Raw genomic sequence first — 22650 nt, forward strand, 5'->3', positions numbered from 1 at the left:
CGAGGACTGAGGGCCGAGGGGTGAGGGCCGAGGGGTGTAAGGGCCGAGGGCTAAGGGCTAAGGACCGAGGGCTAAGGGCCGAGGGCCGAGGGCTAAGGGCCGAGGGCCGTGGGGAACCCGATTAGTCGCGAAACAGATCGGCGTGGCTACCCGTCCGCGCGAGGTACAGCTCATCATCCACCACGCAATACAGTAACAACCAATCGGGTTCTATATGGGCATCTCGATAGCCTTTCCAGTTCCCGTGCAACGAGTGATCCTGGTAGGCATCTGGCAAGGAAGCCTGCTTGATCAGCAAGTCGAGCAGGGTCCGCAGCTTGGTCATATCCTTGCCGCGCTTCTGGACTTTTTTCACGTCCCGTTTGAACTGGCTGGACCGAACGGGAGTAAGCATCAAATCTCTAGGTCTTGGTACAGCTCATCAGCGCTATCGAACCGCTTGCCCTTGCCGGCATCCAGCTCGGCCATAGCCTTGGCGGTGGTCGCGTTTGGTGCCTGGACCGCAAACGGAAGGCGCTGTTCATCCGCGATGCGGAACATCAACAGGCGGATGGCATCGGACACGGATAGGCCCATGGCTTCCAGAGCGGCGGTAGCCCGCTCCTTGGTTTCGCTATCGATGCGCGCCCGAACTACAGAATCAGCACTCATGACACATCTCCTTCTGTAATCACGTTGTAGCTACATTATAGCCACATCGCGGGGACACGTCACATGCCCGGGGTCAAAAGGGCCGAGGGCCTCACTTATACGAATAGTTGTAATACCCATACCCGTAAGCGGTGGCGGCCTTGCGTTCCATGGCGTTGAGGATGGCGCCCTTCACCGTGACGCCGGCGTTTTCCAGGCGGCGGTTGGCGATCCTCAGCTCCTTGAGCGGGTTGAGCTGGAAGCGCACTACCATCAGGGTGGTGCCGCACTGGGCGCCGACCAGGGCGGCGTCGGTCACGGCGAGTACCGGCGGGGTGTCGATGATCACCAGGTCGTAGCGGCGGCTGGCTTCCTCCAGGAACTCGCTGAAGGTGGCGGTCATCAGCAGCTCCGAGGGGTTGGGCGGCGCGCTGCCGCGGGCCACATAGTCCAGCCCGTCGATATCGGTGGTGCGTATCGCCTCGTCGGTGGTGCTGCGGCCGGAGAGCAGCTCGGAGAGCCCGCCGTCGCTGCCGTGTCCGAAGGCGTGGTGCACGTGGCCCTTGCGCATGTCGGCATCCACCACCAGCACCCGCTGGCCGGCCTGGGCGCAGATGGCGCCGAGGTTGACGGTAGCGAAGCTCTTGCCGATGCCGGGGCTGGGGCCGGTAATCATCAGGCGGTTGTCGCCCGCGTCCATCATGGCGAAGTGCAGGCTGGTGCGCAGGTTGCGCAGTGCCTCCACGGCGGTGTCGGCCGGGGCGCGCACGGCCAGCACGCCGCTGACCACCTCGCTGGCATGGCGATCGCGGCGGTGCTTCACTCGGCGCACCAGCTTCTTCTGCTCATCGGAGAGCGGCACGGTGGCGTAGACCGGCAGGCCGGTATCCTCGATCTGCTCGGGCGATTCCACGCCGCGGCGCAGCAGGCCGCGCACCAGCACGATGCCCACCGCGAGCATGCCGCCCAGCAGGGTGGCCAGCACCACGATCAGGGGCTTCTTGGGTTCGATGGGAAAGCGTGACCCGGCGGCTTCATCGATGATGCGCACATTGCCGATGGTGCCGGCCCGGGCGACCTGCAGCTCCTGCATCTTGTTGAGCACGTTGACGTAGATCGCCTGGGTCACTTCCACGTCGCGGGTGCGTCGCACCACTTCCTGCTGGGCGGCGGGCAGCTGGCTGACCCGGGCGTTGAGATCGTCACGCTCGGCCTGCAGATGGCGCTTCTGGCGCAGCAGCGACTGGTAGGTGGGGTGGCTCGGGGTATAGCGCTGGGCCAGCTCGGCCTCCTGGAACTCGAGCTCGTTGAGGCGGTTCTCCAGCTCGATGAACTGCTGGATGACGGCCTGGGCCTCGGAGCTCAGGTCGACGCTGTCCTGCTCGACCCGGTACTGGTTGAGGCTCTCCTCGGCGGTGGCCAGCTGGCCGCGCAACTCGGGGGCCTGCTCTTCCAGGAAGGCCAGGCTCTGCTCGGCTTCCGCCGATTGGCGCTCGACGTTCTGGGTGAGGAAGGTCTGGGCCACGGCGTTGAGCGAGCGAGCCGTCTCGCCACGGTCGGCGCCGGTGAGGGTCAGGCGCAACATGCCGGTGCTGGCATTGCGCCCGCCGCCCACTTCCGCCACGTTCAGGCGGCTGCCTAGCTGTCGGATCGCGTCCAGCCGTTGATGCTGGACCAGAGTGAACATGGCCCCGGCGGGTGCCTGAAGTTCCGCCACGCGCAGTTCGATATCGCCGTTGCGGAAGCTGGAGAGTTCCCCGACGCGCCCTTCGCCCAGCGTCTCGCGTGTCTCGCCCTCGAGGGACAGGCGGTAGCGTCCGCCCTCCTCGGCCTCCACGATCAGCGGCATGCCGCGCAGGTTATCAGCGACCTCCAGCCGGCCCAGCGCCAGGTGTTCGTTGCCCCATACCGCAGGGCGCCCATCGAACCAGCTGGGGCGCTCGATGCCGCGACGCTGCACGAAGCCGCCGATGATCGGCAGGCTGTGCGGCGTGACCCGGGTGTCGAGACCGACGCGATCGACCACCTGCCCCAGCACCATGCGCGACTTGAGGATCTCGACCTCGGCCGAGGTGCTGGATTCCGTCTCCTGGCCGAAGACGTCACCGAGATCGCCCAGCGGGCTGATCGAAGAGCGGCGTTCCACCTGCACCAGGGCATCGGCCTGGTAGATCGGCGTGGCCAGCAGCGCGTAGACGATGCCGGCCACGGCGAACAGAGTGGTAATCAGCAGGATCAGCCACTTGTGATCCAGCAGCAGGCCGAACAGGCGTCCGAGATCGATTTCATCGTCCACGGGAGACGGAGCCGAACGCTGGGGTGCGGTAGAGGTATCAGTCATGGGGGTACTTTGAGAGGGATGTAGGGGGTAAAGGGCCGAGGGCCGAGGGCCGAGGGCTAAGAGCTGAGGGTGGCCAGCTTATGGCAATGAAATTCGAGGACCTGAACGCTGGAAGCGGGCGGACGGGAAAGGGGCAAGGGATTCCTTGATCCTTGCCCCTTGGCCCAGGGCCCTAGGCCCTTGCTCCTGGGCCCTTAGCCCTCGGCCCTCGGCCCTCGGCCCTTACAACTTGCCAGCCCAGGCCTCGGTGGCTTCCTTCAGCAGCCGATGAACGTGAGCAAACACTTCATCGCTCTTGCGGTAGGGGTCGGGAATACTGGCGCCCTTGCCCTCCTCCAGCCAGCGGCCGAGCAAAAGCGTCTTGCCCAGGGCTTCCGGGGCGATATCGCTCACGGCACGGCGCTGACCTTCGCTCATCACCAGCACCAGGTCATGACCGACGAGCATCTCCTGAGTGAGCTGACGGGCCTCATGGTCGGCGACTTCGAGACCATCAGCTTCGGCCAGGGCGCGCGCCTGGGGCGCTACGCCGTGGCCGACCAGGGCACCCAGGCCCGCCGAGGTGACATCGCGCTCCGGCAGCCGCCGCTTAAGCATGGCGGCGGCGACCGGGCTGCGGCAGATGTTGCCGGTACAGACGATCAGGATACGCTGGAACATCGCTTAGAGATCTCGCACGTCGGTGGCGCTGTCGGCCACTGTCCCCGGCAGGCCTACCGAAGGCAGCAGCAGGCTGATCACGCGGTTCCAACGGGCTATCGGCGCGGTGGTGACGTAGATCACGTCTTGCGGCTCCAGCGTGAAGTGGTTGCCCATGGCGAAGGCTGCGGCGTTGCGAACGTCCAGCTGGTAGACGGTGGCCAGCTTCTCGCTGCCCGGCTGGGTGCCGCGGATCACGAAGATACCGGAAGGCGCGGCAGATTCTTCGTTGATACCCCCGGCCCGAGAGATGGCCTCGGTGAGCGAGATGCGCTCGTTGCCCAGGCCCACGTTGCCAGGCACCTGCACCTGCCCCATGACCGCCACGCCCTGGTTGCTGGAATCGGGGATATGCAGCACGTCACCGTCAATCAGCATGCGGTTCTGGGTCTGGTCGCCCTCACGCAGCAGCGAAAAGAGCGAGATCCGCTCTTCACGGCCATCGCGGGTCAGGATCACGCTGTGCCAGTTGGCACCGTCCGTCGCCCCGCCCGCCTGGCTGATGGCGTCGGCCACGGTCAGCGGTATCGAGGTGATCGGCTGGGTGCCCGGGTTCTCCACCGAGCCGCTGACGTAGACTTTCTGCGAGCGGAAGGCGGCGATGCGCACATCGACCTGGGGGTCGGTCAGGAAGTTGGAGAGCCGTCTGGCGAGGATGCTGCGAATCTCGGCGAGGGTGCGGCCACCTACCTGAACCTGCCCGATATAGGGATAGAAGATGGTGCCATCGGAGCGCACCTCGTTGCCGGCATCTTCCGCACTGCGCTCGGCGCCGGCGGGAATGGTCAGCTCCGGGTGGTCGTAGACGATGACGCTGAGCACATCGCCCGGCCCGACGATGTATTCCCAATCGTTGAGCTGCGTTCGCAGGTCGGGGCTCATGGAGCGTGCCCGGGGTTCGACCTGACGAAAGGTGGAGATCAACCCGGGGGTGATCGGTTGGATATCGACGAGGTCATCGATGGGGGCGACTTCGCCGCTGTAATCCATGTGAGCGCCGGGGGCGAGAGAGCATCCAGCGATCAAGGCGGCACCGGCCAAGGTTACCAGCGGGCGTAGGGAACGTGTTGGGCGCATGCGACACTGCCTCTGTTTTGTTGCTGATAGTGTGGGGAACCGACGGGAGCTTGCCGGCTGCGTGGCCTGACGAAACGCCGCATCATGTACTACAAAGTTACAATATGTAAGCCAAAGTAAGTATGGCACAACATACCCCGGTGGGAGTCGCCTAAAATGCCCATACTCGAAGACTGAATACCCCCACTACTCCAACAGCTTGCTGCTCATCCTTTTCGTCCAGACACGCTACCGCCCCAGGGTGTGATGGCGCATCCCTGAGGCCGACATGGTCTGTATCAACGGCGAGCCGCTAGCCACCTATCTTCAGGCAGGACTACCAAGTGAGCGCGCTGGCTTCAAACCACTGATAATATTGCGATAAATTTAATTAGCGCAGTGCAGCAAAGCGGCGCCATACTACACAATCGATTCGGTGAGTGCTAGGTCGTATCAGCCTTCAAGATGACTTTGTCCACTATCTCTTACAGAGAATCTGGTGAAGCTTGGGCGCTAATTGCCATACCATACTCATCGCACCGCCGTTAGCATTCGTCACGACCACCCACATTGCGTAACATGCGGCCAACACCGTGTTACCCGGCCCGTGGGGGCCGGGTGACACGGCGAAGGTTTACCAAGATCGGTCAGACGGCCTACTCGGCTGAGGTGACGATTACCAGGCGCTCGCCGAACCGAATACATCGTGTGACGAGCTCGCCAACGGCAGGCGCCCACCGGGCGCCTTACGCCCACACCATAAAGAAGAGGGATTTGATCATGTTGAACAAGCCGTTCGCTCTGCTGGCCATCGCCGGCCTGTTGGCCTCTCCGCTGGCCCTGGCCCAGCAGGCGCCGGGCACCACGCCCGCCCCGGCCGCCCAGAGCGGTGCTCCTGCCGGTGCGGGTGCTCCCGCCGGTGCAGGTGCTCCTGCGGGTGCGGGTGCTCCTGCCGGGGCGGGTGCTCCCGCCGGTGCAGGTGCTCCCGCGAGTGCGGGTGCGGGTGCCGGTGCCGGTACCGGCGGCGGGATCGCGGGGCTGAGTGCTGCCACCGGGCTCTCCACCGTCGCCCTGGGCGGCATCGCCGCGGCGGCCGCGGTGGGCCTCGCCGTGGCCGTCAGCGCCAGTTCGGGCTCTGGTTCGGGTTCTGGCACCGGCCCCGGCACCGGGCCGGGGACTACCCCGGGCACCAACTGATCCGGCGGTCGGCATGACGACACCTTCGCGACGCGGGCATCGCCTCGGCCTGGTGGCCGGGGCCTTGCTGTTTCTGAACGGCTGCGCCAGCGGCGGCTACTCGCCCATGGGTGACGCCCTGATGGGCTGGGTGCCGGGCGGTGAAACTGACGGCGAGCGCGCCGAATCACTGCCCTATGCCAGCCTCTCCCTCGACGCCGGCGACCGCCGCGGGCTGGTGGTGCTCGGCGCGGTGGCGGGGCCGGCCACCTACTGGCCCACCGGCAACCAGGGCATGCTGGTGCTCTATCAGGATGGGCTGCAGGCCACGGCCGGCCTGCCCAGCAACCTGCTGGAGAGCCATTATCTGCCCTTGACCATACCGGGCGAGGCCGAGCCGGCGCCCCCTGACTACGTGCCCTGGCAATCGCTTCGGCCCGGCCCGTTCCGGCTCGAGCGGCGCTGGGAAGACGCCGATGGCCTGCCCCGCCAGCTGGCGGCCCGCGGCGAGCTGAGGTGTGAATCGCCCGAGTCCCGTGAGCTGCCGATGGGGCCACGCACCGTGCAGCACTGTCTTCAGCTCCTGGAGTGGGAAGACGGTAGTCGCACTCGGGATATATTGTGGCGCGATGCCGAAACGCTGAGACTCTGGGCGGTGGAGACCCGCCCCTGGCCCGGTGGGCCGCGGATCTCGTGGCAGGTGGCACGGGCTTGGTGGTAGGGGCCGAGGGCCGAGGGGTAAAGGGCCCAGGAATAAGGGCCGCAGACCCAGGAGTAGGGCCGAGGAAGATGGATAGGGGAAGAGGATGCTTTCGATAACAAGGACACTCGGCAGGTCTGCCAGGGCCCTGGCCTGTGCGCTGGGCCTGTCAGTCGCTACGATCGGGCTGGCCGACGAGGGCCCCACCCTGACGGCGGCGTGGCTGGCGTGGCAGCAGGCCAACCCGGCGGCGGTGCCCTGGCAGCATGCCTTCGCCCTGCGCCAGGATACCGCTGCGGGGCTTACCGAGCGCCGGCGGCGGCTGATCGCCGAGCTCGATACCCTACGAGTGAGCGCCCGGGTGGCCGGCGACGCGGCCCGCGCCGGGGGGCTGGCGACCTGGCGGGACACGCTCGCCGAGTGGCAGGACGAGGCGGCCCGCACCCCGGGGCGCATGGATCTGCCCTGGCTGGGGGCCAACCTGCGCCACGACCCGCCGCTCGCGAAGCTGGTGCATTTCGGCGTTTGCGAGCGGCCGGGCTGGGTCGAGGTGTGGAGCCTGGATGGCGTGACGCGGTTCGACTGGGTGCCGGACCTGACCCTGGAGGCGGCGCTGGCGGCGCTCTCCCCCGCCGCGGCACGGGACGCTGACCATGCGGTGGTAATCAGCCCCGATGGTGCCCTCACCCGCCGCGGCGTGGCCGCCTGGAACCACCAGCCAACACGCCTGGTGCCCGGCAGCCGGGTGCTGCTGCTGCTCCCCGTGGAACAGGGCCTGCGCGCCGCCTCGCCCTTCCCCGGCACCACCCAGGAAGCCGCCCTGATCAACACCCGGCTGCCGGCGCTGATCGCTACGCGCCTGCCCGGAGACGCCTGCACTATCACCAGGATGCCCTGATGCGCCACTCATCCCCCGCCCCCGCCGGGACGGGCGGCCTGCCGTCGCCCGCCGTTCGCTCTATGTCGCCCACCCGGCTGCCGCTCGCATTGGCGGTGGGCCTCGCCAGCCTGGTCATGGCCGGGTTGGCCCCACCCGCCGGCGCCGCTGGCCTCGAAAGCTCGCCTCGGCTGGCGGGCCAGCTGGGCGCCGGGCAGAGCGATTTCGGCGGCGTGGGCCTGATGCAGACCCCCACCGCGCGCATGGCGCCGGAGGGCAGCATGTCGATCAGCGCCAGCCGTACCCAGCCCTATCGGCGCTACAACGTCTTCTTCCAGCCGGTGAGCTGGCTGGAGGGCGGCTTTCGCTATGTGGAGGTGGAGAACCGCGAATTCGCCGCCTCGGGTGGCGATCGCAACAACCTCGACAAGGGCGCCGACGTGAAGGTGCGCCTGCTGGAGGAGACCCGTTACTGGCCGCAGCTGGCCGTAGGCTTCCGTGACGTGGGCGGCACCACGCTGTTCGGCGCCGAGTATCTGGTGGCCAGCAAACGCTGGTACGACGTGGATATCAGCCTGGGGCTGGGTTGGGGCTATCTGGGCAATGCCGGCGACGTCGACTCCCCCCTGGGTTGGGTCGCCGGGCGCTTCGATGAGCGGCCGGGGCGGGCCGGCGGCGACCAGGGCGGTGAGTTCGCCGTGGATCAGCTGTTCCGGGGGCCGATGGCGCTGTTCGGTGGGATCGAGTACCAGACCCCCTGGGATCCGCTGGTCCTGCAGCTGGAATATGAAGGCAACGATTACGCAAACGAGCCCCAGGACAACGACCAGACTCAGGAAACACGCGTCAACGTCGGCGCGCGCCTGGCCCTGAGTGACAACCTCGAGCTGCGCGCCGGCTGGCAGCGCGGCGATACCGCCATGGCGGGCCTGACCTACAACATCGACCTGGCGGGGCTGCACCAGGTGAAGCGCGACCCGCCTCCCGCCGAACTCAACGCCCCGCCACAGGAGAGCTGGGCCCGGGTTGCCGCCGAGCTGGAGACCAATGCCGGCATGCGGGTGACCCGCATCGGCCAGCAAGGGGATCGCCTGCAGGTGGTGGCCGAACCCGGTGCCTTCCGCGCTCTGCCCCAGAGCGAGGGTCGCGCCGGGCGCATCCTGCACGCGAATGCCGGTGAAGACGTCGAGAGCTTTCACTTTCAATGGGAAAACCGTGGGCTGTCGATGCGTGAATCGGTGCACGACCGCGATGCCTTCGTGGCCGCGGCGCGTAGCAGCGAGCACGAGGCCGACCATCGCCACGGGATCTATGCCCATGCGCGGCTGGATGAGATCGGCTCGCCACACTACGAGAGTTCACCCCGCCGCTTCGACTGGGGCCTGGGGCCGCGACTCGACCAGAACTTCGGTGGGCCGGACGGCTACCTCTATCGCCTGATGGCGGTAGCGGATGCCGAACTGCAGACCGACCGCCACGGTTGGTTCTCGGGCCAGCTGGCCTGGACGCTGGCCGACAACCTCGACAAGTATGAGTACCGGGGCCAGTCGGAGCTGCCGCGGGTGCGCACCTTCCTGGGCGACTACCTGGCGGAGTCGAGCCTGGGGATCGAGAACCTGCAGTACACCCGCACTGGCCAGTGGGGCGATGACTGGTACGTCATGGGCTATGGCGGCCTGCTGGAAATGATGTATGCCGGTGCCGGCGGCGAGGTGCTTTATCGCCCCTTCAACAGCCCGGTGGCCCTGGGGGCCGATCTCAACTGGGTGCGTCAACGCGAGTTCGACCAGGGTTTCGACCTTCGCGACTACGACACCTGGACGGGGCATCTTACCGCCTATGTGGAAACCGGCCTGGAGGACGTGCTGGCCAAGGTTAGCGTGGGCCGTTACCTGGCCGGTGACCTCGGCACCACCCTGGATCTCTCACGCGAGTTCGATTCCGGTGCCCGCGTGGGCGCCTGGGCGACCTGGACCGATGCCGATGACGACTTCGGCGAGGGGGGCTTCGACAAGGGGCTCTATGTGTCACTGCCGCTGGATGCTTTCTTTACGCGTTCCAGCCGCGACCATGCGACCATCGCCTGGCGTCCGCTGACCCGCGACGGCGGTGCCGCCCTGACCCGCCGTTACCAGCTCTATGGCCTGACCGAAGAGCGCCGCCTGGGCGACTACTGGCGCGATTACGACACGACCTGGGACTAGCCCGCCATGCGTTTCTAAATAATGATGGTCTGAACCACGACGCCGAGCGGCCTACCGCTCGGCGTCGTGGTTTGCGGAAATCGTATGGGGAGATCGTTTGAAGACATCGGCTTCGGCGGCGCCGATGGCGGTTCATATCAGAGACCTCAGCGTCTTTTCAGAACCCTCCTCTCCTCCTGGTGCACCATCTAGAGGCTTACCCCCACGACCGGGGGTAACAATGCCAGGCTCTGAGTCAACGAATTTACTGTCCCTCGACTGAGTTTGACTCATACCAACGGGTCGCCCGGCCGGCTATTTTCACTCAAAGAATGATGCTTATGCTATTAATTAATAATAGTTATATCCAAGAAGTTTAGTAAACTCAGCCTATTCCATTTACATATTTCATATCGCACTTTGCTCCAATTCACACGACCCTGCCCTACCCTTTTTCGTATAATTCATAACATAAAGATACATTCAGCAATATTTGAAGGATGTGCATCGTTTCCTTGGGGAGTCGACTGGTTCTGTCATGGAAGAAGCACATGTCATGTTTGACAAGATAGCCAGATCGCAGCCGTGCCGTTCACTGGAACGTCATCCAGAGTTATCAAGGGAGTCATAGCTCATGAGACAGATGCTGGAACGTGCGTTGCGTCTGCCCAGGCGGTCTAAGTGTGTCCTTCAACTCAGTACCGATGCACTGCTGCTGGCCGGCAGCTTCTTAATGGCGCTGGTGCTCCAGGCGGAGAACCTGTCGCCCATCCTTCAACCCCAGGCATGGACCCTCCTGGCGGTGTCGGTGCCGGTCACCCTGGTCATCTTCCTGCGGCTTGGACTCTACCGGGCGCTGGTTCGCTACATGACCCTGAACACCCTGAAGGTGGTGGGAATTGGCGCGGCCGTCTCGACCCTGACGCTAGCCTTGGCGGCACGTTTCGTTGACATCAGCCTTACCCTATCGCCACTGGTCATCCATGCCATTCTGGTCCTGCTCTCGGTGGGGGGGATTCGCTTCCTGATGCGCAGCCTCTACCGGCGAATTCTCATGAAGGACAAGATCCGGGTCATCATCTACGGTGCGGGCTCTGCCGGTTCCCAGCTGGTGGCCTCGCTGCGCCAGGGCACCGAGTTCATGCCGGTGGCCTTCGTCGACGACTGGCGCGGGATGAACGGGACAACGGTGGAGGGCATCAAGGTCTTCAAGCCTGCCGAGCTGCCCCGATTGATCGAGAAGAGCGATGCCGAGCGCATCCTGCTGGCGATGCCCAGCACCACTCGCTCACGGCGCCGGCAGATCCTCGAATCTCTGGAACGCCTGAATGTCGCCATCCAGACGGTGCCCGCGGTCGAGGATGTCGTCAGCGGTCGCGCTCGACTGGAGGACATCCGCAACGTCAGCGTCGAGGACCTGCTAGGTCGCGATCCGGTGCCGGCGCGTCAGGAACTGCTGGACGCCAATATCCGAGACAAGGTGGTCATGGTCACCGGCGCCGGTGGCTCCATCGGTTCCGAGCTGTGCCGCCAGATCATTCGACTACGCCCCAGCCGCCTGCTACTGGTGGAAGTTAGCGAGTTTGCCCTCTACAGCATCGAGTCGGAGCTGGCCAGGATCGCCAAGGAGGAGGAGCTGCCGAGAGAGCGGATCGTGCCGCTGCTGTGCAGCGTCCAGAATGGCAAACGGCTCGAGAGCCTGATGCGCACCTTCGGCGTACAGACCGTCTATCACGCCGCCGCCTACAAGCATGTGCCGATGGTGGAGTACAACGTTTCAGAGGGGGTGATCAACAATGTATTCGGCACCCTGGAGACCGCCAAGGCCGCCGTGGCGGCAGGGGTGGGCACCTTCGTGCTGATCTCCACCGACAAGGCGGTACGCCCCACCAATGTGATGGGTACCACCAAGCGCATGGCCGAGCTGATCTGCCAGGCGCTGTCCGCCACTCAGACACACACACGTTTCTGCATGGTGCGCTTCGGCAACGTGCTGGGCTCATCGGGCTCGGTGATCCCGGTATTCCGCCAGCAGATCGCCCAGGGCGGGCCAGTTACCGTGACCCACCCCGAGATCACACGGTTCTTCATGACCATTCCGGAAGCGGCGGAACTGGTGCTGCAGGCCGGTGCCATGGGCAAGGGTGGGGATGTCTTCGCCCTCGACATGGGCGAGCCGGTGCGTATCGCCACCCTGGCACAGCGCATGATCAAGCTCTCGGGATTCGAGGTGCGTGCCGAGGACGGCAGCAGCGGCGACATCGATATCGTCTATACCGGCCTGCGCCCCGGCGAGAAGCTCTACGAGGAAATCCTGGTCGGCCAGGACTCCCTTTCCACCGAACATCCCCGCATCCTCAGCGAGAAGGAGATTCATTGGGAATGGGGGCGTCTCGAGGCTCACCTGACGGCCCTGCGCGAGGCAGTCCACAAACGTGATGTCGCCCAGATTCGTCAGCTACTGCTCAGCGCCCCCACTGCTTATCAGCCAAACGGTCCGATCTGTGATCTGGAATGGTGTCTGGTTCAGGACAATATCGCGGCGCAGGGTGTCCTGGCCCGAGAACCAGCTGACATCAGGCACATCTCGCCACTCTCGACACAACGCGGGGGCAGCCTGCTCCATCACAGCGGCAACCCGCAGGAGGGCGATGATCGATTATCGTCCTATCCTGACAAGACTTCCGCAGCACCTTCCTGGTCTGATGGCCGGGCCATTCAGTCCCTGTGACAGACGTCTCATAGCATGAAGCCAACGGATGGCGGGCACACGTCACAACATACTGAAACCAACCCCGGCATCGCCGGGGTTGAGCCATTTGGGACGGACTACAAAGATGAAAACAATCCTTTTCCTCGGCGCGGCACCGACACAGTTGCCCCCGATCGAATATGCCCTCGAGCGTGGCTACCATGTCGTCACCTGCGACTACCTGCCGGATAACCCTGGACACGCCCTCGCCCATGAAAGCTACAACGTTTCAACCACCGACCTGGAGGGCATCAGGAAGCTGGCCGAATCCCTCCAGGTCGATGGCCTGGTGGCCTACGCCTCCGATCCCGCCGCCCCTACCGCGGCCTATGTCGCCGAGTCGCTCGGCCTGCCAGGCAACCCTTATGAGTCGGTAAACGTGTTGTCGCGGAAGGATCGCTTTCGCGAGTTCCTGGTAACCCATGGCTTCAACACGCCCCGCTCGGCATCCTTTGAAGCCCTGCAGGCCGCCAGAGCATGGCTGTCGGAACTGCGCCTTCCCGTCTACGTCAAGCCCGTCGACTCCTCAGGCTCCAAGGGCATCACCCTGCTCAAGGACGCCGACCAGCTCGAATGCGCCTTCGAGTATGCCCTTCTGTACTCCAAGGCCAAGGTGGTGGTGGTGGAGGAAAGGATTCAGAAGGTGGGTTACCAGATCGACAGTGATGTCTTCATGGTGGATGGCAAGCTGCGATTCTGGATCTGGGGTAACTCGCACTTCAACACGGCGTGCGACCCACCCTTCCAGATGGCCAGCAGTTTCCCCAGCGCCCTGTCCAAAGCAGTCGCCGTCAAGGCCAGCCGTGAGCTCGAGAAGATTCTCAAGCTCCTGGACATGAAGATCGGGGCTTTCAACATCGAATTTCTGGTCGATGCCAATGACGAGATCTGGTTTCTGGAGGTCGGAGCCAGAAACGGGGGTGGACGCATCACGGACGCCATTCGCCTGTCCACCGGCGTTGACCTTACCGCCTACACCGTCGAAGCCGCGCTGGGCGCTGACTGTGACGACCTGCCGGCCGCCAAACCGGAGGGCTACTGGTCCGACTTCATGGTGCACTCCCTCGAGACGGGGGCCTTCGAGTCGCTCTGGCTATCCCATTCGTTGCGCAGATGCGTCTATGAAGAGGAGCTCTGGGTCAAACCGGGGGACCTTGTAGAGACGGCGACGGGCTCTCATCATGTCATCGGCACGATGCTCCTGAGGTTCGACAGCAAGCCCGAGATGCTGCAGATTCTCGACAACATCAATGATCATATCAAAGTGCTGGTGAGGCCAGTGACCGAAGCGGTGAGCGCCAGGCCCCTGACAAAGACCTGAGACCTGAGACCTGAGACCTGAGACCTGAGACCGAGACCTGACCAATGATATAAGTCACGTATCGACCGACTCGACTTTGCTTGGCGCGCCATGAGCCATTCAATAGTCGACTATTCGGGGGCCCCTTGGCCCCCGCTCTTCGTGTCCCGGGGGTCACCCGTTGACTGCCACCTTTTGCTGGCTTGTGACCCGTATCGTGATGTGATCGTGCATATTGGCCAGCATGCTGTGCATCTCCTCCAGGCTCTTGAAGCGAATGACCAGCACACCCAAAGTGTTGTGAGACCCCCGGGCACAATCCACCTCATCCCCGTCGTGGACCGTGATTGCCTTGCAGACCAGGCGCTCGCGTAGCGTTTCCGAGATACTGATGCTTTCCAGGATGCCGGCCTCCAGCGAGTGAACCACGTAATTCGACCAGAAACCGCGGGGCTCAACCCGCTTAACCCAGGAGCAGTCCAGCCCCAGCGCCGAATCGACCGTGGCCTTGACAAGATCGACACCGGTGGCCTGCAGGATGGTGTCGGGAATGAAGTCACCCCCGTTACGTGGCCCGATCTCCAGGAACCAGATCTCACCCTGGGCATCGACCAGAAATTCGACGTTGAAGGCACCGGAACGAAACCCTAGGGTCGCCAGGATGCGCTCGAGTTCGGCGGCCGCCTTTTCACCGATGCGAGGATCGAGTGTCGTGGGGTAGCTGTTGGCGATGGGAAATGGCGGCGAGCAGAGGGGGTCGAAATGGGCGTCGGCCCATAGCCAGAACCGTAACTCGCCATTGAACATGAAGACGTCGCTGTCGATCTGAAAGCCGACCTGATCGATTCGCTCCTCGATCACCACCTTCTGCTCCCGGGAAAACTGGAGCGCATAAAGGAAGGCGTCATCGAGATCGGCAGGGTTCTCCAGGCAGGTGATCCCCTTGTTGCCGGATGAATCGACTGGCTTTACGAACACCGGCAGCTGCAGCGTTGCCAACCATGCTCGAGCGTCATCTATCGAGTAGAAGGAGCATGACCGGGGCGCGTTGAAGCCGTGTTCCACCAGAAACTCCCTAAACTTGTCCTTTCTGGCGAGCAACTCCACCGAGTCGTAGGGATTGCCAGGCAACCCCAGAACCTCCGCGACATAGGCGGCGGTGGGTGCCGCCGGGTCGGAGGCATAGGCCACGACGGCGTCAACTTCCAGCCGCCTGGCAAGCTCCAGTACCGCTTCCTTGTCGGTAGTGGACACCTCATGTGATTCGTCGGCAAAGAAGTGTCCGGGATTATCCGGCAGATAATCACAGGTGATCACGTAATACCCTTGGTCCAGGGCATAATGAATGGGGGGTAGCTGAGCTTGTGCTGCGCCCAGGAACAGAATCTTCTTCATGATAAACTCTCCTTCCAGATGTCGCCTCGGCAACCAGGACGCTTCATTGGCGACAAGGGTGCAGCTACTTGTAGTATGGCGCTTCTCTCAAATAAAATTGTGCATCAAGCGAGGATTTCTTCCACGCAATCCGCCATGAACTTCATGTCTTCCTGGCGGTATCGTTGATCGATGGGTAGTGGAAGCAGATCATCTACCAAGGCCTTTTCTTGCAGGCTTGCCGTAGGACGAACCGTGACATCCGACCAATATCTCGGAAGGTATATTTTTTTCGAAAGAAGGCATTCTCTCACCTCATTACTCACTGACTCCTTATTCCGCAACGTTCTGGAAATCACGAGTGGGTAGACCATCGGTACCTGGCAAGGTGTGAGATCAAAACTCATGCCATTGATTGCGGCCAGTCGCTCATCAAGGTAGGAGAAGTTCTCTCTTCTTCTCTCACGATATGACTCATAGTCAAACCCGCAGAGAATCATTTCACTGACCCTTGACATCCGCTCAATGGGAGCTGTATCTAGCCTTTTTTCGTATGCTACATAGCTGGAATAGTGGAGTGAGGCCCCCTCCTCCAGTCGACCGGCAAGATGCGATAGTGCCTGCCAGGAAGTTGCGAATGGCAGCCCTTCATGCAGACTCTCTCTCTCACCCTGGCGGGAATACCAGTAAGCACCATCGGGTACGCCCACAAACTTTCTGGGGGAGTAGAGCGTGTCAATATCGGGAAGCGGCGAACTGAACAGAGCTTGTGAATTGTCCACAATCAGACGATGGCCGTAGCGTTTCGCCAACCGAGCAACAGTGTCATCCTTTATCCCGAAATAATTGACATAGAGCAGACGCTCATCGTCATTTATATCGGGAAAAAATTCCGGGTCCAGCTGGTCATTAACGCTGTAAAAGGTGTGCTTGACCTGCATGTCGTGCAACGGAGTTACCATGCTGTCGCATATATAGTTCGGTACGTAGACATGGTGGATGTCTCCACGCGAAAGAATCAGGCGAAACGTATTCCCTGCCGTGTTTAGACGCAGTGCATCAGGGTGGAGGTGACCACGATTGACAGGAAGATCAAACTCAATATATCCACCCATTTCATTCATTTCTCGTCAATTCCGTCTTGAATTTTGCCTCGAATTACGCCATGCAATTCGATGAAAAGCCGGGAACAGATTACTTGATTTACTGTTTTGAATTAAAAGTACACATATTTTTACACTATCACGCACGCCTGTCTCCCTCAATTTTCTGGAGACAGGAGATGAATTTTCTAGTTCTTTTCGGAGGATCCGGTATTAGAGCCGGCCGCGGAGGCATCACCTTGTGACGCAGCGGCTTCGAGGCTTGGGGTGGCACCCTCCAGGGTGGCCAGAAGTAGCGGCAACGGTTGGGGTTTGCCCATGAGGTACCCCTGCAGGATGTCGCAACCGAAGCCGACGAGACAGTCGCGCTGCGCCTCGCGTTCGACGCCCTTCGCCACCACCTCCAGGCCCAGTTGGTGGGCGATGCTGATGATACCTTGAACAATGGCACTATCGTGGCGGTTGCTGTCCACCTCCATGATGAAGCTGCGGTCGATCTTGATACGCTCGATAGGCAGGTGGCGCAAGTAGCTGAGGCTGGAGAAACCCGTACCGAAGTCATCGATGCAGATGATCACGCCCATTCGTTTCAGCCCCTTGAGGGTCTCGATGGCGCTATAGCTGTCACGCATCAGCACCCCTTCGGTCAGTTCGACCTCCAGGCGATCGCTGGCCAGGTCGTGGTCGGCCAAGATGCGTAATACGTTCGACAGGAAATCGTTACGTCGGAACTGCAACGGGGAAAGATTGACCGCAACGTGCCATGTCGTCCACCCGGCCCGGTCCAGCGTCACCAGGTCACGGCAGGCCTGTTCAAGGACCCACTGGCTGAGCGTGACGATCTGACCGGTTTCCTCTGCCACAGAGATAAACTGCTCGGGCATGATCAGCCCCCGCTCAGGATGCTGCCAACGAAGGAGGGCTTCGACGCCTATGATCTCGCCATCTGCCACCCTGACCAGCGGCTGGTAGTGCAACTCGAATTGCCACCAGTCGATGGCTTCCTGCAACTCGTTGCGCAGCGTCATGCGACGGGTCAGGGTGACATTGATATCCGGCGTGTACAGCTGACAAGTGTTGCGACCCTGCTGCTTTGCCTTGTACATGGCCATATCGGCTTGCTGCACGAGCTCTCCCGGCTGGTCGAGATTCATCCCGTCGCTGCAGGCGACGCCGATGCTGGCACTGATATGGAGCTCTCTTCCTGCCAGGTGGTAGGGGCTCGAGATGATCGGCAGCAGCCGTCTGGCGATCTGCAGTGCGCCCTCTTCGTGTTCGAGTTCCGTGAGCAGGATGATGAATTCGTCCCCACCGAAGCGAGAGAGTAAATCGTCGGGCCGCATCTGATCCGACATGCGCCTTGCTACTTCTACCAGCAGCTGGTCACCGACGTCGTGACCCAGGGTGTCATTGATGGGCTTGAATTCGTCCAGGTCGATAAACAGTACCGATATCAAGGTGCTCCTGCGTCTTGCCCGGTGCAGGGCGAAAGAGAGCCTCTCCTCGAAGAGCGCCCGATTGGCCAGCCCCGTCAGTACATCGTGGCTGGCATTATAGTTCAGATTTTCTTCATGTTCCTTCTGGCGGGAAATATCGTTGATCACGCCAACAAAATGGGTAATGCGATCCTTGTCATCCTTGACAGGGGAAATGTATAAGTCATTCCAGAATACCGCACCATCCTTGCGATAGTTGCGCAGGGTCACGTGAACCTCACGACCCTCAGCCAGACGATTCCCCATGAAGATGATCACATCCTTATCGGTCCTTTCACCCTGCAGAAATCGACAATTTCTGCCTAATACCTCGTCACTGCGGTAGCCCGTCATTTTCTCGAAGGCGGAGTTGACGTAAAAGAGAGGGAACCCCTCCTTCGTGGCATCGGCGATGATGATGCCATTGATGCTCGCCTCCACACTGCGCTGGAGGATACGCAGTTGGGTATCACGTTGCCGCGCCTCGGTGATGTTCTTGGCGATGCCGAATACGCCGGTCACCTCGTTATTGATGACAATCGGCAGGTTCGTAACATCAAGAACCAGGCCGTTGCCTGAGACATCATGGGCATGAATCTCGTAACGGCGCGTCTTTCCCTCAAGGGACTCGCCGAAAATATGCCTGACATTATCACTATCCTCCTTATCGACGAAGGAGCTGAAGTGAGTGCCGATAATACTTCCCGGATGAAAGCCGGTGATCTCGCAGCAGGCCGCGTTGATGCTGTTAAAACTGCCTTCCAGATCGAGCGAAAATACGGCATCGGGATTGTAGGTGAAGAGTGAACGATAGCGCTGCTCACTCTCCTTCAGCCCTTGCCTGTCTTGATGCCGCTCGACGGCGAGGGCCACGAGCTCGGCGGCGGCGGCCAGGCGTTCGAGACGTTCCGAATCCAGCGTCGCCGTATACGGATAGTAGAGCGCGAAGGTGCCGAGTAGACGACCTTCGATGGAGACCACCGGATAGGACCAGCAGGCCTTCAGCCCCGCCTCGGTGGCCGGCTTTCTGAAACCATGCCACCGGGGGTCCTTGTCGATGTTCTCAGTGACAACGAGTCGACGATAATAGGCCGCCGAGCCACAGGCGCAAATGTTCGGTCCTACCGACAAGCGCTGCATCGCCTCGCAATAGGCGGGAGGCAACCGTGAACTGGCGGTCAGGATCAGTGCATTGTCGCGCGGGTAATAGAGCATGACCGAGCAGCCTGCCTGATCATCCTCATGCTGCACCATACGGCAGATGGCCTGCAGGGACTCATGCATGGGAGCATCTCGGGCGATCATGGCCTGAATCTGCTTCTGCAGTTTGAGCTGCAGCTGGGTGGCGGCAAGATCACGACTATGAGCCAGGGTATGCCGGGTAAGTGCCAGGCTGATGGCAAGAGAATAGGTCAACAGCCATCCGCCCAGGGTAATGCTCAGCGGCAGCAGATCGGAGATCCGCGGAGAGGACACGCCCCCCATACCGGGTGGCCAACTAGCGGGGCGCTGCGGGATCTCCTGGGCGTACTGCCAGGTCACTAGATAGCCCGCCAGGCAACTGACGATAACACCGATCACGGTGGCCAGTTCCGACATTCGCCCCAGCACGGCACGTTTCTGCGTGGCGCGATCCACCAGCAACATCGCAAGCCCCAGGGCGATGGAACCAATCTTCTCGATCACGGGCATCGTCATGTTCGAGGCGGTCCGCACCATGCTCAATGGCAGCAGGGGGTGCAGCAGGACGAGGAGTCCGGCCCCGATCAGTAGCCACCCCGTGACCTGCCAGAGCCGCTGTGTCAGTGGTGTGTTTCGCCCCCAGAAGAGCGAGAACGCCAAAGCTGCCGGTAGCAACAAGTACCTGACGGGATAGCGAAACCACTCTAGCGAGGCGACGGGAAGCCAGTCAGGGGAATAGATGATAATCAGCCATATCATCAGCAGGCATGCGGTCATGTATCGGAGCCAATCCCAGCCTCGACAGACAAGCACAATCCCCAATGAGGCGATAATACCGATGACCGCCATACCGGGATGAAGGCCAAGGTGAATGGCTACGCCGAAACCAGAGCTCAAAACCCCCAGAATGCCAAGCACGACACAACCGCATACTACCAGCAGCAGATACGCCTGCATTGCGAGCTCACGAGTTCGCGTCAGGTTCAACGATTACCTCCGCCTGTATTTCGCCCACGACGACACCTCGTCCGGGCGAGATCATTTACAACATCCACCGGTGAGAAATGCGTGACTAGGGTCTACTATCGTTCAGCTGGAGGTTAATGTCATCGTGGCGATCATCCAGATTATGCATAACCATCGCATTCATTTATGGTTACCAAAAAAAATACCAGCTTTTAATAAGCTGGTATTAATGCCTAAATATCAGGGATTTCAGCCAACAGCGATGAATACTTTCCAAAAATTCATATCCGGCTAAAAAACACGATTGAGACCATTTTGAGCCGCCACCCTATAGGCCTCAGCCATTGTGGGATAATTGAAAGTCGTATTGACAAAGTACTTGAGCGAGTTGGCTTCACCTTTTTGATGCATGATCGCCTGACCGATATGGACGATCTCGGAGGCCTGGTCACCGAAGCAGTGGATGCCGTAAATCTCCAGGGTGTCCTGGTCGAAGAGGATCTTGAGCATGCCCACGGTGTCCCCGGTGATCTGGGCGCGGGCAGTATCCTTGAAGAAAGCCTGGGCCACCTCGTAGGGCACCTTGGCCTCGGTGAGCTCGCGCTCGTTGCGCCCGAATGAGCTGATCTCGGGAATGGTGTAGATGCCCGTTGGCACCTCGGTGACGTAGCGAAAGTCGTCATCTACCATCTCGCTGGAAGCGTTGAGGCCCTGGTCATAGGCGGCGCTGGCGAGGCTCGGCCAGCCGATCACGTCGCCGGCGGCGTAGATGTGCGGGAGAGCCGTGCGGTAGTGCTCATCGACCGTCAGCTGGCCGCGGGAGTTGGCTTCCAGGCCAATGTTCTCCAGGCCCAGCTGGTCGGTGTTGCCGGTACGTCCGTTGGCCCACAGGAAGGCGTCGGCACGCAGCCGCTTGCCTGATTGTAGGTGGACGGTGACCCCCGACTCGTCACCCTCGACGCGCTCATACTCTTCATTGTGGCGGATCAGCACACCGTGCTTGCGAAGGTGATAGGAGAGCGCGTCACTGATCTCGTCATCCAGGAAGCTGAGCAGGCTGTCGCGGTTGTTGATGAGATCCACCTTGACGCCGAGCCCGGAGAAGATGGAGGCGTATTCGCAGCCAATGACCCCTGCGCCGAAGATGATCAGGGTGCGAGGCGTATGGTTGAGGCTGAGAATGGTGTCCGAGCAGTAGATGCGCGGGTGGCGGAAGTTGATATCCGCCGGGCGGTAGGGACGCGAGCCGGTGGCGATGACGACCTTCTGGGCGACCAGCTCATCCGTGCCCTCGTCGCTGTCGCGCACCAGCAGGCTGTGCTCGTCCTTGAAACGCGCCACGCCGCTGAAGAGATCGATACGGTTGCGCGCGTAGAAGTTGGTACGCATCGCCACCTGCTGGTCGATGGTGGCCCGGGAGCGCTCCATCACCTTGGGGAAGGAGAACCAGCGCGGCTCACCGATATCGCGGAACATGCGGTTGGTGTTGAACTGCATGATCTGCTTGACCTGGTGACGCAACGCCTTGGAGGGAATCGTCCCCCAGTGGGTGCAGTTGCCGCCCACCAGCGGCTGTTTCTCTACCACCGCCACACGCTTGCCGTGCTTGGCGGCGTTGATGGCGGCGCTCTCCCCCGCCGGGCCGGTACCGATCACCACCACGTCGTAGTTATGGACTGCCATTGGCCGTTCGATCTCCTTGTTACCGAAAAGGGCCCAGGGCCTAGGGTCCAGGACCTAGGGTTGAGGGGGAGGGCCTTAATGCGTGTGGCGTTAAAAGAGGCGATTTTCGAGGGGTCTTCAGCGGCTCAACGCCGGGTCGCGTCGTAGCCCAGGTCGGCACCACGGCTCTCGTCGCTGCGGCGGCGCACACTGCCGCGCTTGCGGTTCTCCTCCTCGCACACCTGATCCTGGCCGCCGCATACCTCACAGCTCTCCTTGAGGCCGAGCTGGTTGAGGCCACCGCAGGAGCCGGCGATGGGCTTGCGACCGAGGATCACCCCGACGGCCATGGCGGCCATGATCAGCAGCATGAAGGCAAAGGCGATAATCCAGATGGTCATGTCATTCTCCTTTCTTGTCGCTCGGGCTCACCGCTCGAGCAGCGGATCGAGGGTGGATCCGATATGTAATTCAAGGCCCTGTTGAGTAAGGACAACAAGGCGTACGGGGTGTTCCAGGGTGTCGTCCGGGGTGGTGTCGAGCAGCCCCCGGGCAAGGCGATCGGCCGCTTCGGCGCTGGCTGCCACCGCGCTGACCGAGAGGACAAGCGCCGTTGCCGCGACGTCGTCACCCGCAGGCCGAGGCACGGTGCGGGTCACCAGGGCGGCATCCTTCAGCCGCAGGACGGGCTCCGGTGACTCCCCGATCCCACTGCGCGGCAGACGCACGCGCCAGGGATGGCGTTCGGATGTCCCGCTGGCACGCTGCACCCCCCCGAGCTCGACCATGGCGTTGGCGATGCCGAAATCGTCGAATACCCGGAACAGCCGATCCACCGCCACGGCCTGCAGGTGCTCGCGCAGGGTCACATCGATGGCGCCCGTCAGTCGCTCAGCAGAATGCGGCAGGCGTGATGCCGACAGCAGGCTCTGGTACGCATTCATCTGACTATCGAGACTGGCCAGTTCACCCTGGATGGCGGCCTCGACCAGAACGTTCTCACCCTCGCCCAGGTCGCCATTCAGCGTGATGTGGAAGCCGGTGCCAAGGGCCACACCCTCGAACTGGTGCCATTCCCCCTGCTGACGACAGCCCACCAGCAGGGCCAGCGGCATCAGCAGGGCGAATAGAAAGAGGGCTGGCCGCATGGCCAGCCCCGGGTGTCGCCTCGCGG

Annotated in this window: 17 protein-coding genes; 6 read left to right on the top strand and 11 right to left on the bottom strand. The window is 62.0% G+C overall.

Annotation, left to right across the window (positions count from 1 at the left end; genetic code table 11):
• Positions 1-121: 121 nt before the first annotated feature.
• From ACR80S_RS05670 to ACR80S_RS05690, 5 genes are all read right to left on the bottom strand, one after another.
• Positions 122-394, bottom strand: a complete 273-nt coding sequence (locus ACR80S_RS05670; protein ID WP_435400285.1) for a type II toxin-antitoxin system YafQ family toxin — start codon at positions 392-394, stop codon at positions 122-124.
• Positions 394-651, bottom strand: coding sequence for a type II toxin-antitoxin system RelB/DinJ family antitoxin (locus tag ACR80S_RS05675; protein ID WP_435400286.1), 258 nt, complete (start codon positions 649-651; stop codon positions 394-396). The genes ACR80S_RS05670 and ACR80S_RS05675 overlap by 1 nt, the downstream gene beginning before the upstream one ends.
• A gap of 91 nt (positions 652-742) precedes the next feature.
• On the bottom strand, positions 743-2971 hold the full coding sequence (locus tag ACR80S_RS05680; protein WP_435402783.1) for a polysaccharide biosynthesis tyrosine autokinase: 2229 nt from the start codon (positions 2969-2971) through the stop codon (positions 743-745).
• A gap of 222 nt (positions 2972-3193) precedes the next feature.
• The gene (locus ACR80S_RS05685; protein WP_435400288.1) at positions 3194-3631 is read right to left on the bottom strand and encodes a low molecular weight protein-tyrosine-phosphatase; all 438 of its coding nucleotides are present in this window, start codon (positions 3629-3631) and stop codon (positions 3194-3196) included.
• 3 nt (positions 3632-3634) lie between these two features.
• Positions 3635-4747: a polysaccharide export protein gene (locus ACR80S_RS05690; RefSeq protein WP_435402784.1), complete on the bottom strand. Its 1113-nt coding sequence runs from the start codon at positions 4745-4747 to the stop codon at positions 3635-3637.
• An 880-nt stretch (positions 4748-5627) separates the two neighbouring features.
• Here ACR80S_RS05690 and ACR80S_RS05695 point away from each other — a divergent pair.
• The 6 genes from ACR80S_RS05695 to ACR80S_RS05720 all read left to right on the top strand — a co-directional run bounded on the left by ACR80S_RS05695 (position 5628) and on the right by ACR80S_RS05720 (position 13735).
• Complete coding sequence (locus ACR80S_RS05695; RefSeq protein ID WP_435402785.1) at positions 5628-5768, top strand: hypothetical protein; 141 nt, start codon at positions 5628-5630, stop codon at positions 5766-5768.
• A gap of 168 nt (positions 5769-5936) precedes the next feature.
• A complete protein-coding gene (locus ACR80S_RS05700) occupies positions 5937-6623 on the top strand; it encodes a hypothetical protein (protein WP_435402786.1) in 687 nt (228 codons plus the stop codon).
• A gap of 85 nt (positions 6624-6708) precedes the next feature.
• Positions 6709-7500, top strand: coding sequence for a capsule biosynthesis GfcC family protein (locus ACR80S_RS05705; RefSeq protein ID WP_435402787.1), 792 nt, complete (start codon positions 6709-6711; stop codon positions 7498-7500).
• A complete protein-coding gene (locus tag ACR80S_RS05710; protein ID WP_435402788.1) occupies positions 7500-9683 on the top strand; it encodes a YjbH domain-containing protein in 2184 nt (727 codons plus the stop codon). Before ACR80S_RS05705 ends, ACR80S_RS05710 begins: the two co-directional genes overlap by 1 nt.
• 613 nt (positions 9684-10296) lie before the next feature.
• Positions 10297-12393: a polysaccharide biosynthesis protein gene (locus tag ACR80S_RS05715; protein ID WP_435402789.1), complete on the top strand. Its 2097-nt coding sequence runs from the start codon at positions 10297-10299 to the stop codon at positions 12391-12393.
• A 106-nt stretch (positions 12394-12499) separates the two neighbouring features.
• Positions 12500-13735: an ATP-grasp domain-containing protein gene (locus tag ACR80S_RS05720; protein WP_435400295.1), complete on the top strand. Its 1236-nt coding sequence runs from the start codon at positions 12500-12502 to the stop codon at positions 13733-13735.
• A 153-nt stretch (positions 13736-13888) separates the two neighbouring features.
• Here ACR80S_RS05720 and ACR80S_RS05725 read toward each other — a convergent pair whose 3' ends face one another.
• The 6 genes from ACR80S_RS05725 to ACR80S_RS05750 all read right to left on the bottom strand — a co-directional run bounded on the left by ACR80S_RS05725 (position 13889) and on the right by ACR80S_RS05750 (position 22624).
• On the bottom strand, positions 13889-15109 hold the full coding sequence (locus ACR80S_RS05725; RefSeq protein ID WP_435402790.1) for an ATP-binding protein: 1221 nt from the start codon (positions 15107-15109) through the stop codon (positions 13889-13891).
• A 104-nt stretch (positions 15110-15213) separates the two neighbouring features.
• Entirely contained in the window at positions 15214-16212 is a 999-nt protein-coding gene (locus ACR80S_RS05730; protein ID WP_435400297.1) for a hypothetical protein, read from the bottom strand.
• A gap of 167 nt (positions 16213-16379) precedes the next feature.
• A complete protein-coding gene (locus tag ACR80S_RS05735) occupies positions 16380-19835 on the bottom strand; it encodes a bifunctional diguanylate cyclase/phosphodiesterase (protein ID WP_435402791.1) in 3456 nt (1151 codons plus the stop codon).
• Between the two features lie 270 nt (positions 19836-20105).
• Entirely contained in the window at positions 20106-21497 is a 1392-nt protein-coding gene (sthA, locus tag ACR80S_RS05740) for a Si-specific NAD(P)(+) transhydrogenase (RefSeq protein ID WP_435400299.1), read from the bottom strand.
• A gap of 125 nt (positions 21498-21622) precedes the next feature.
• Positions 21623-21877, bottom strand: coding sequence for a (Na+)-NQR maturation NqrM (gene nqrM, locus ACR80S_RS05745; protein ID WP_435400300.1), 255 nt, complete (start codon positions 21875-21877; stop codon positions 21623-21625).
• A 27-nt stretch (positions 21878-21904) separates the two neighbouring features.
• Positions 21905-22624: an FAD:protein FMN transferase gene (locus ACR80S_RS05750; RefSeq protein WP_435402792.1), complete on the bottom strand. Its 720-nt coding sequence runs from the start codon at positions 22622-22624 to the stop codon at positions 21905-21907.
• Between the last annotated feature and the right edge of the window lie 26 nt (positions 22625-22650).

This window comes from Halomonas salsilacus (assembly GCF_051216275.1).
Taxonomy (GTDB): Bacteria; Pseudomonadota; Gammaproteobacteria; order Pseudomonadales; family Halomonadaceae; genus Halomonas.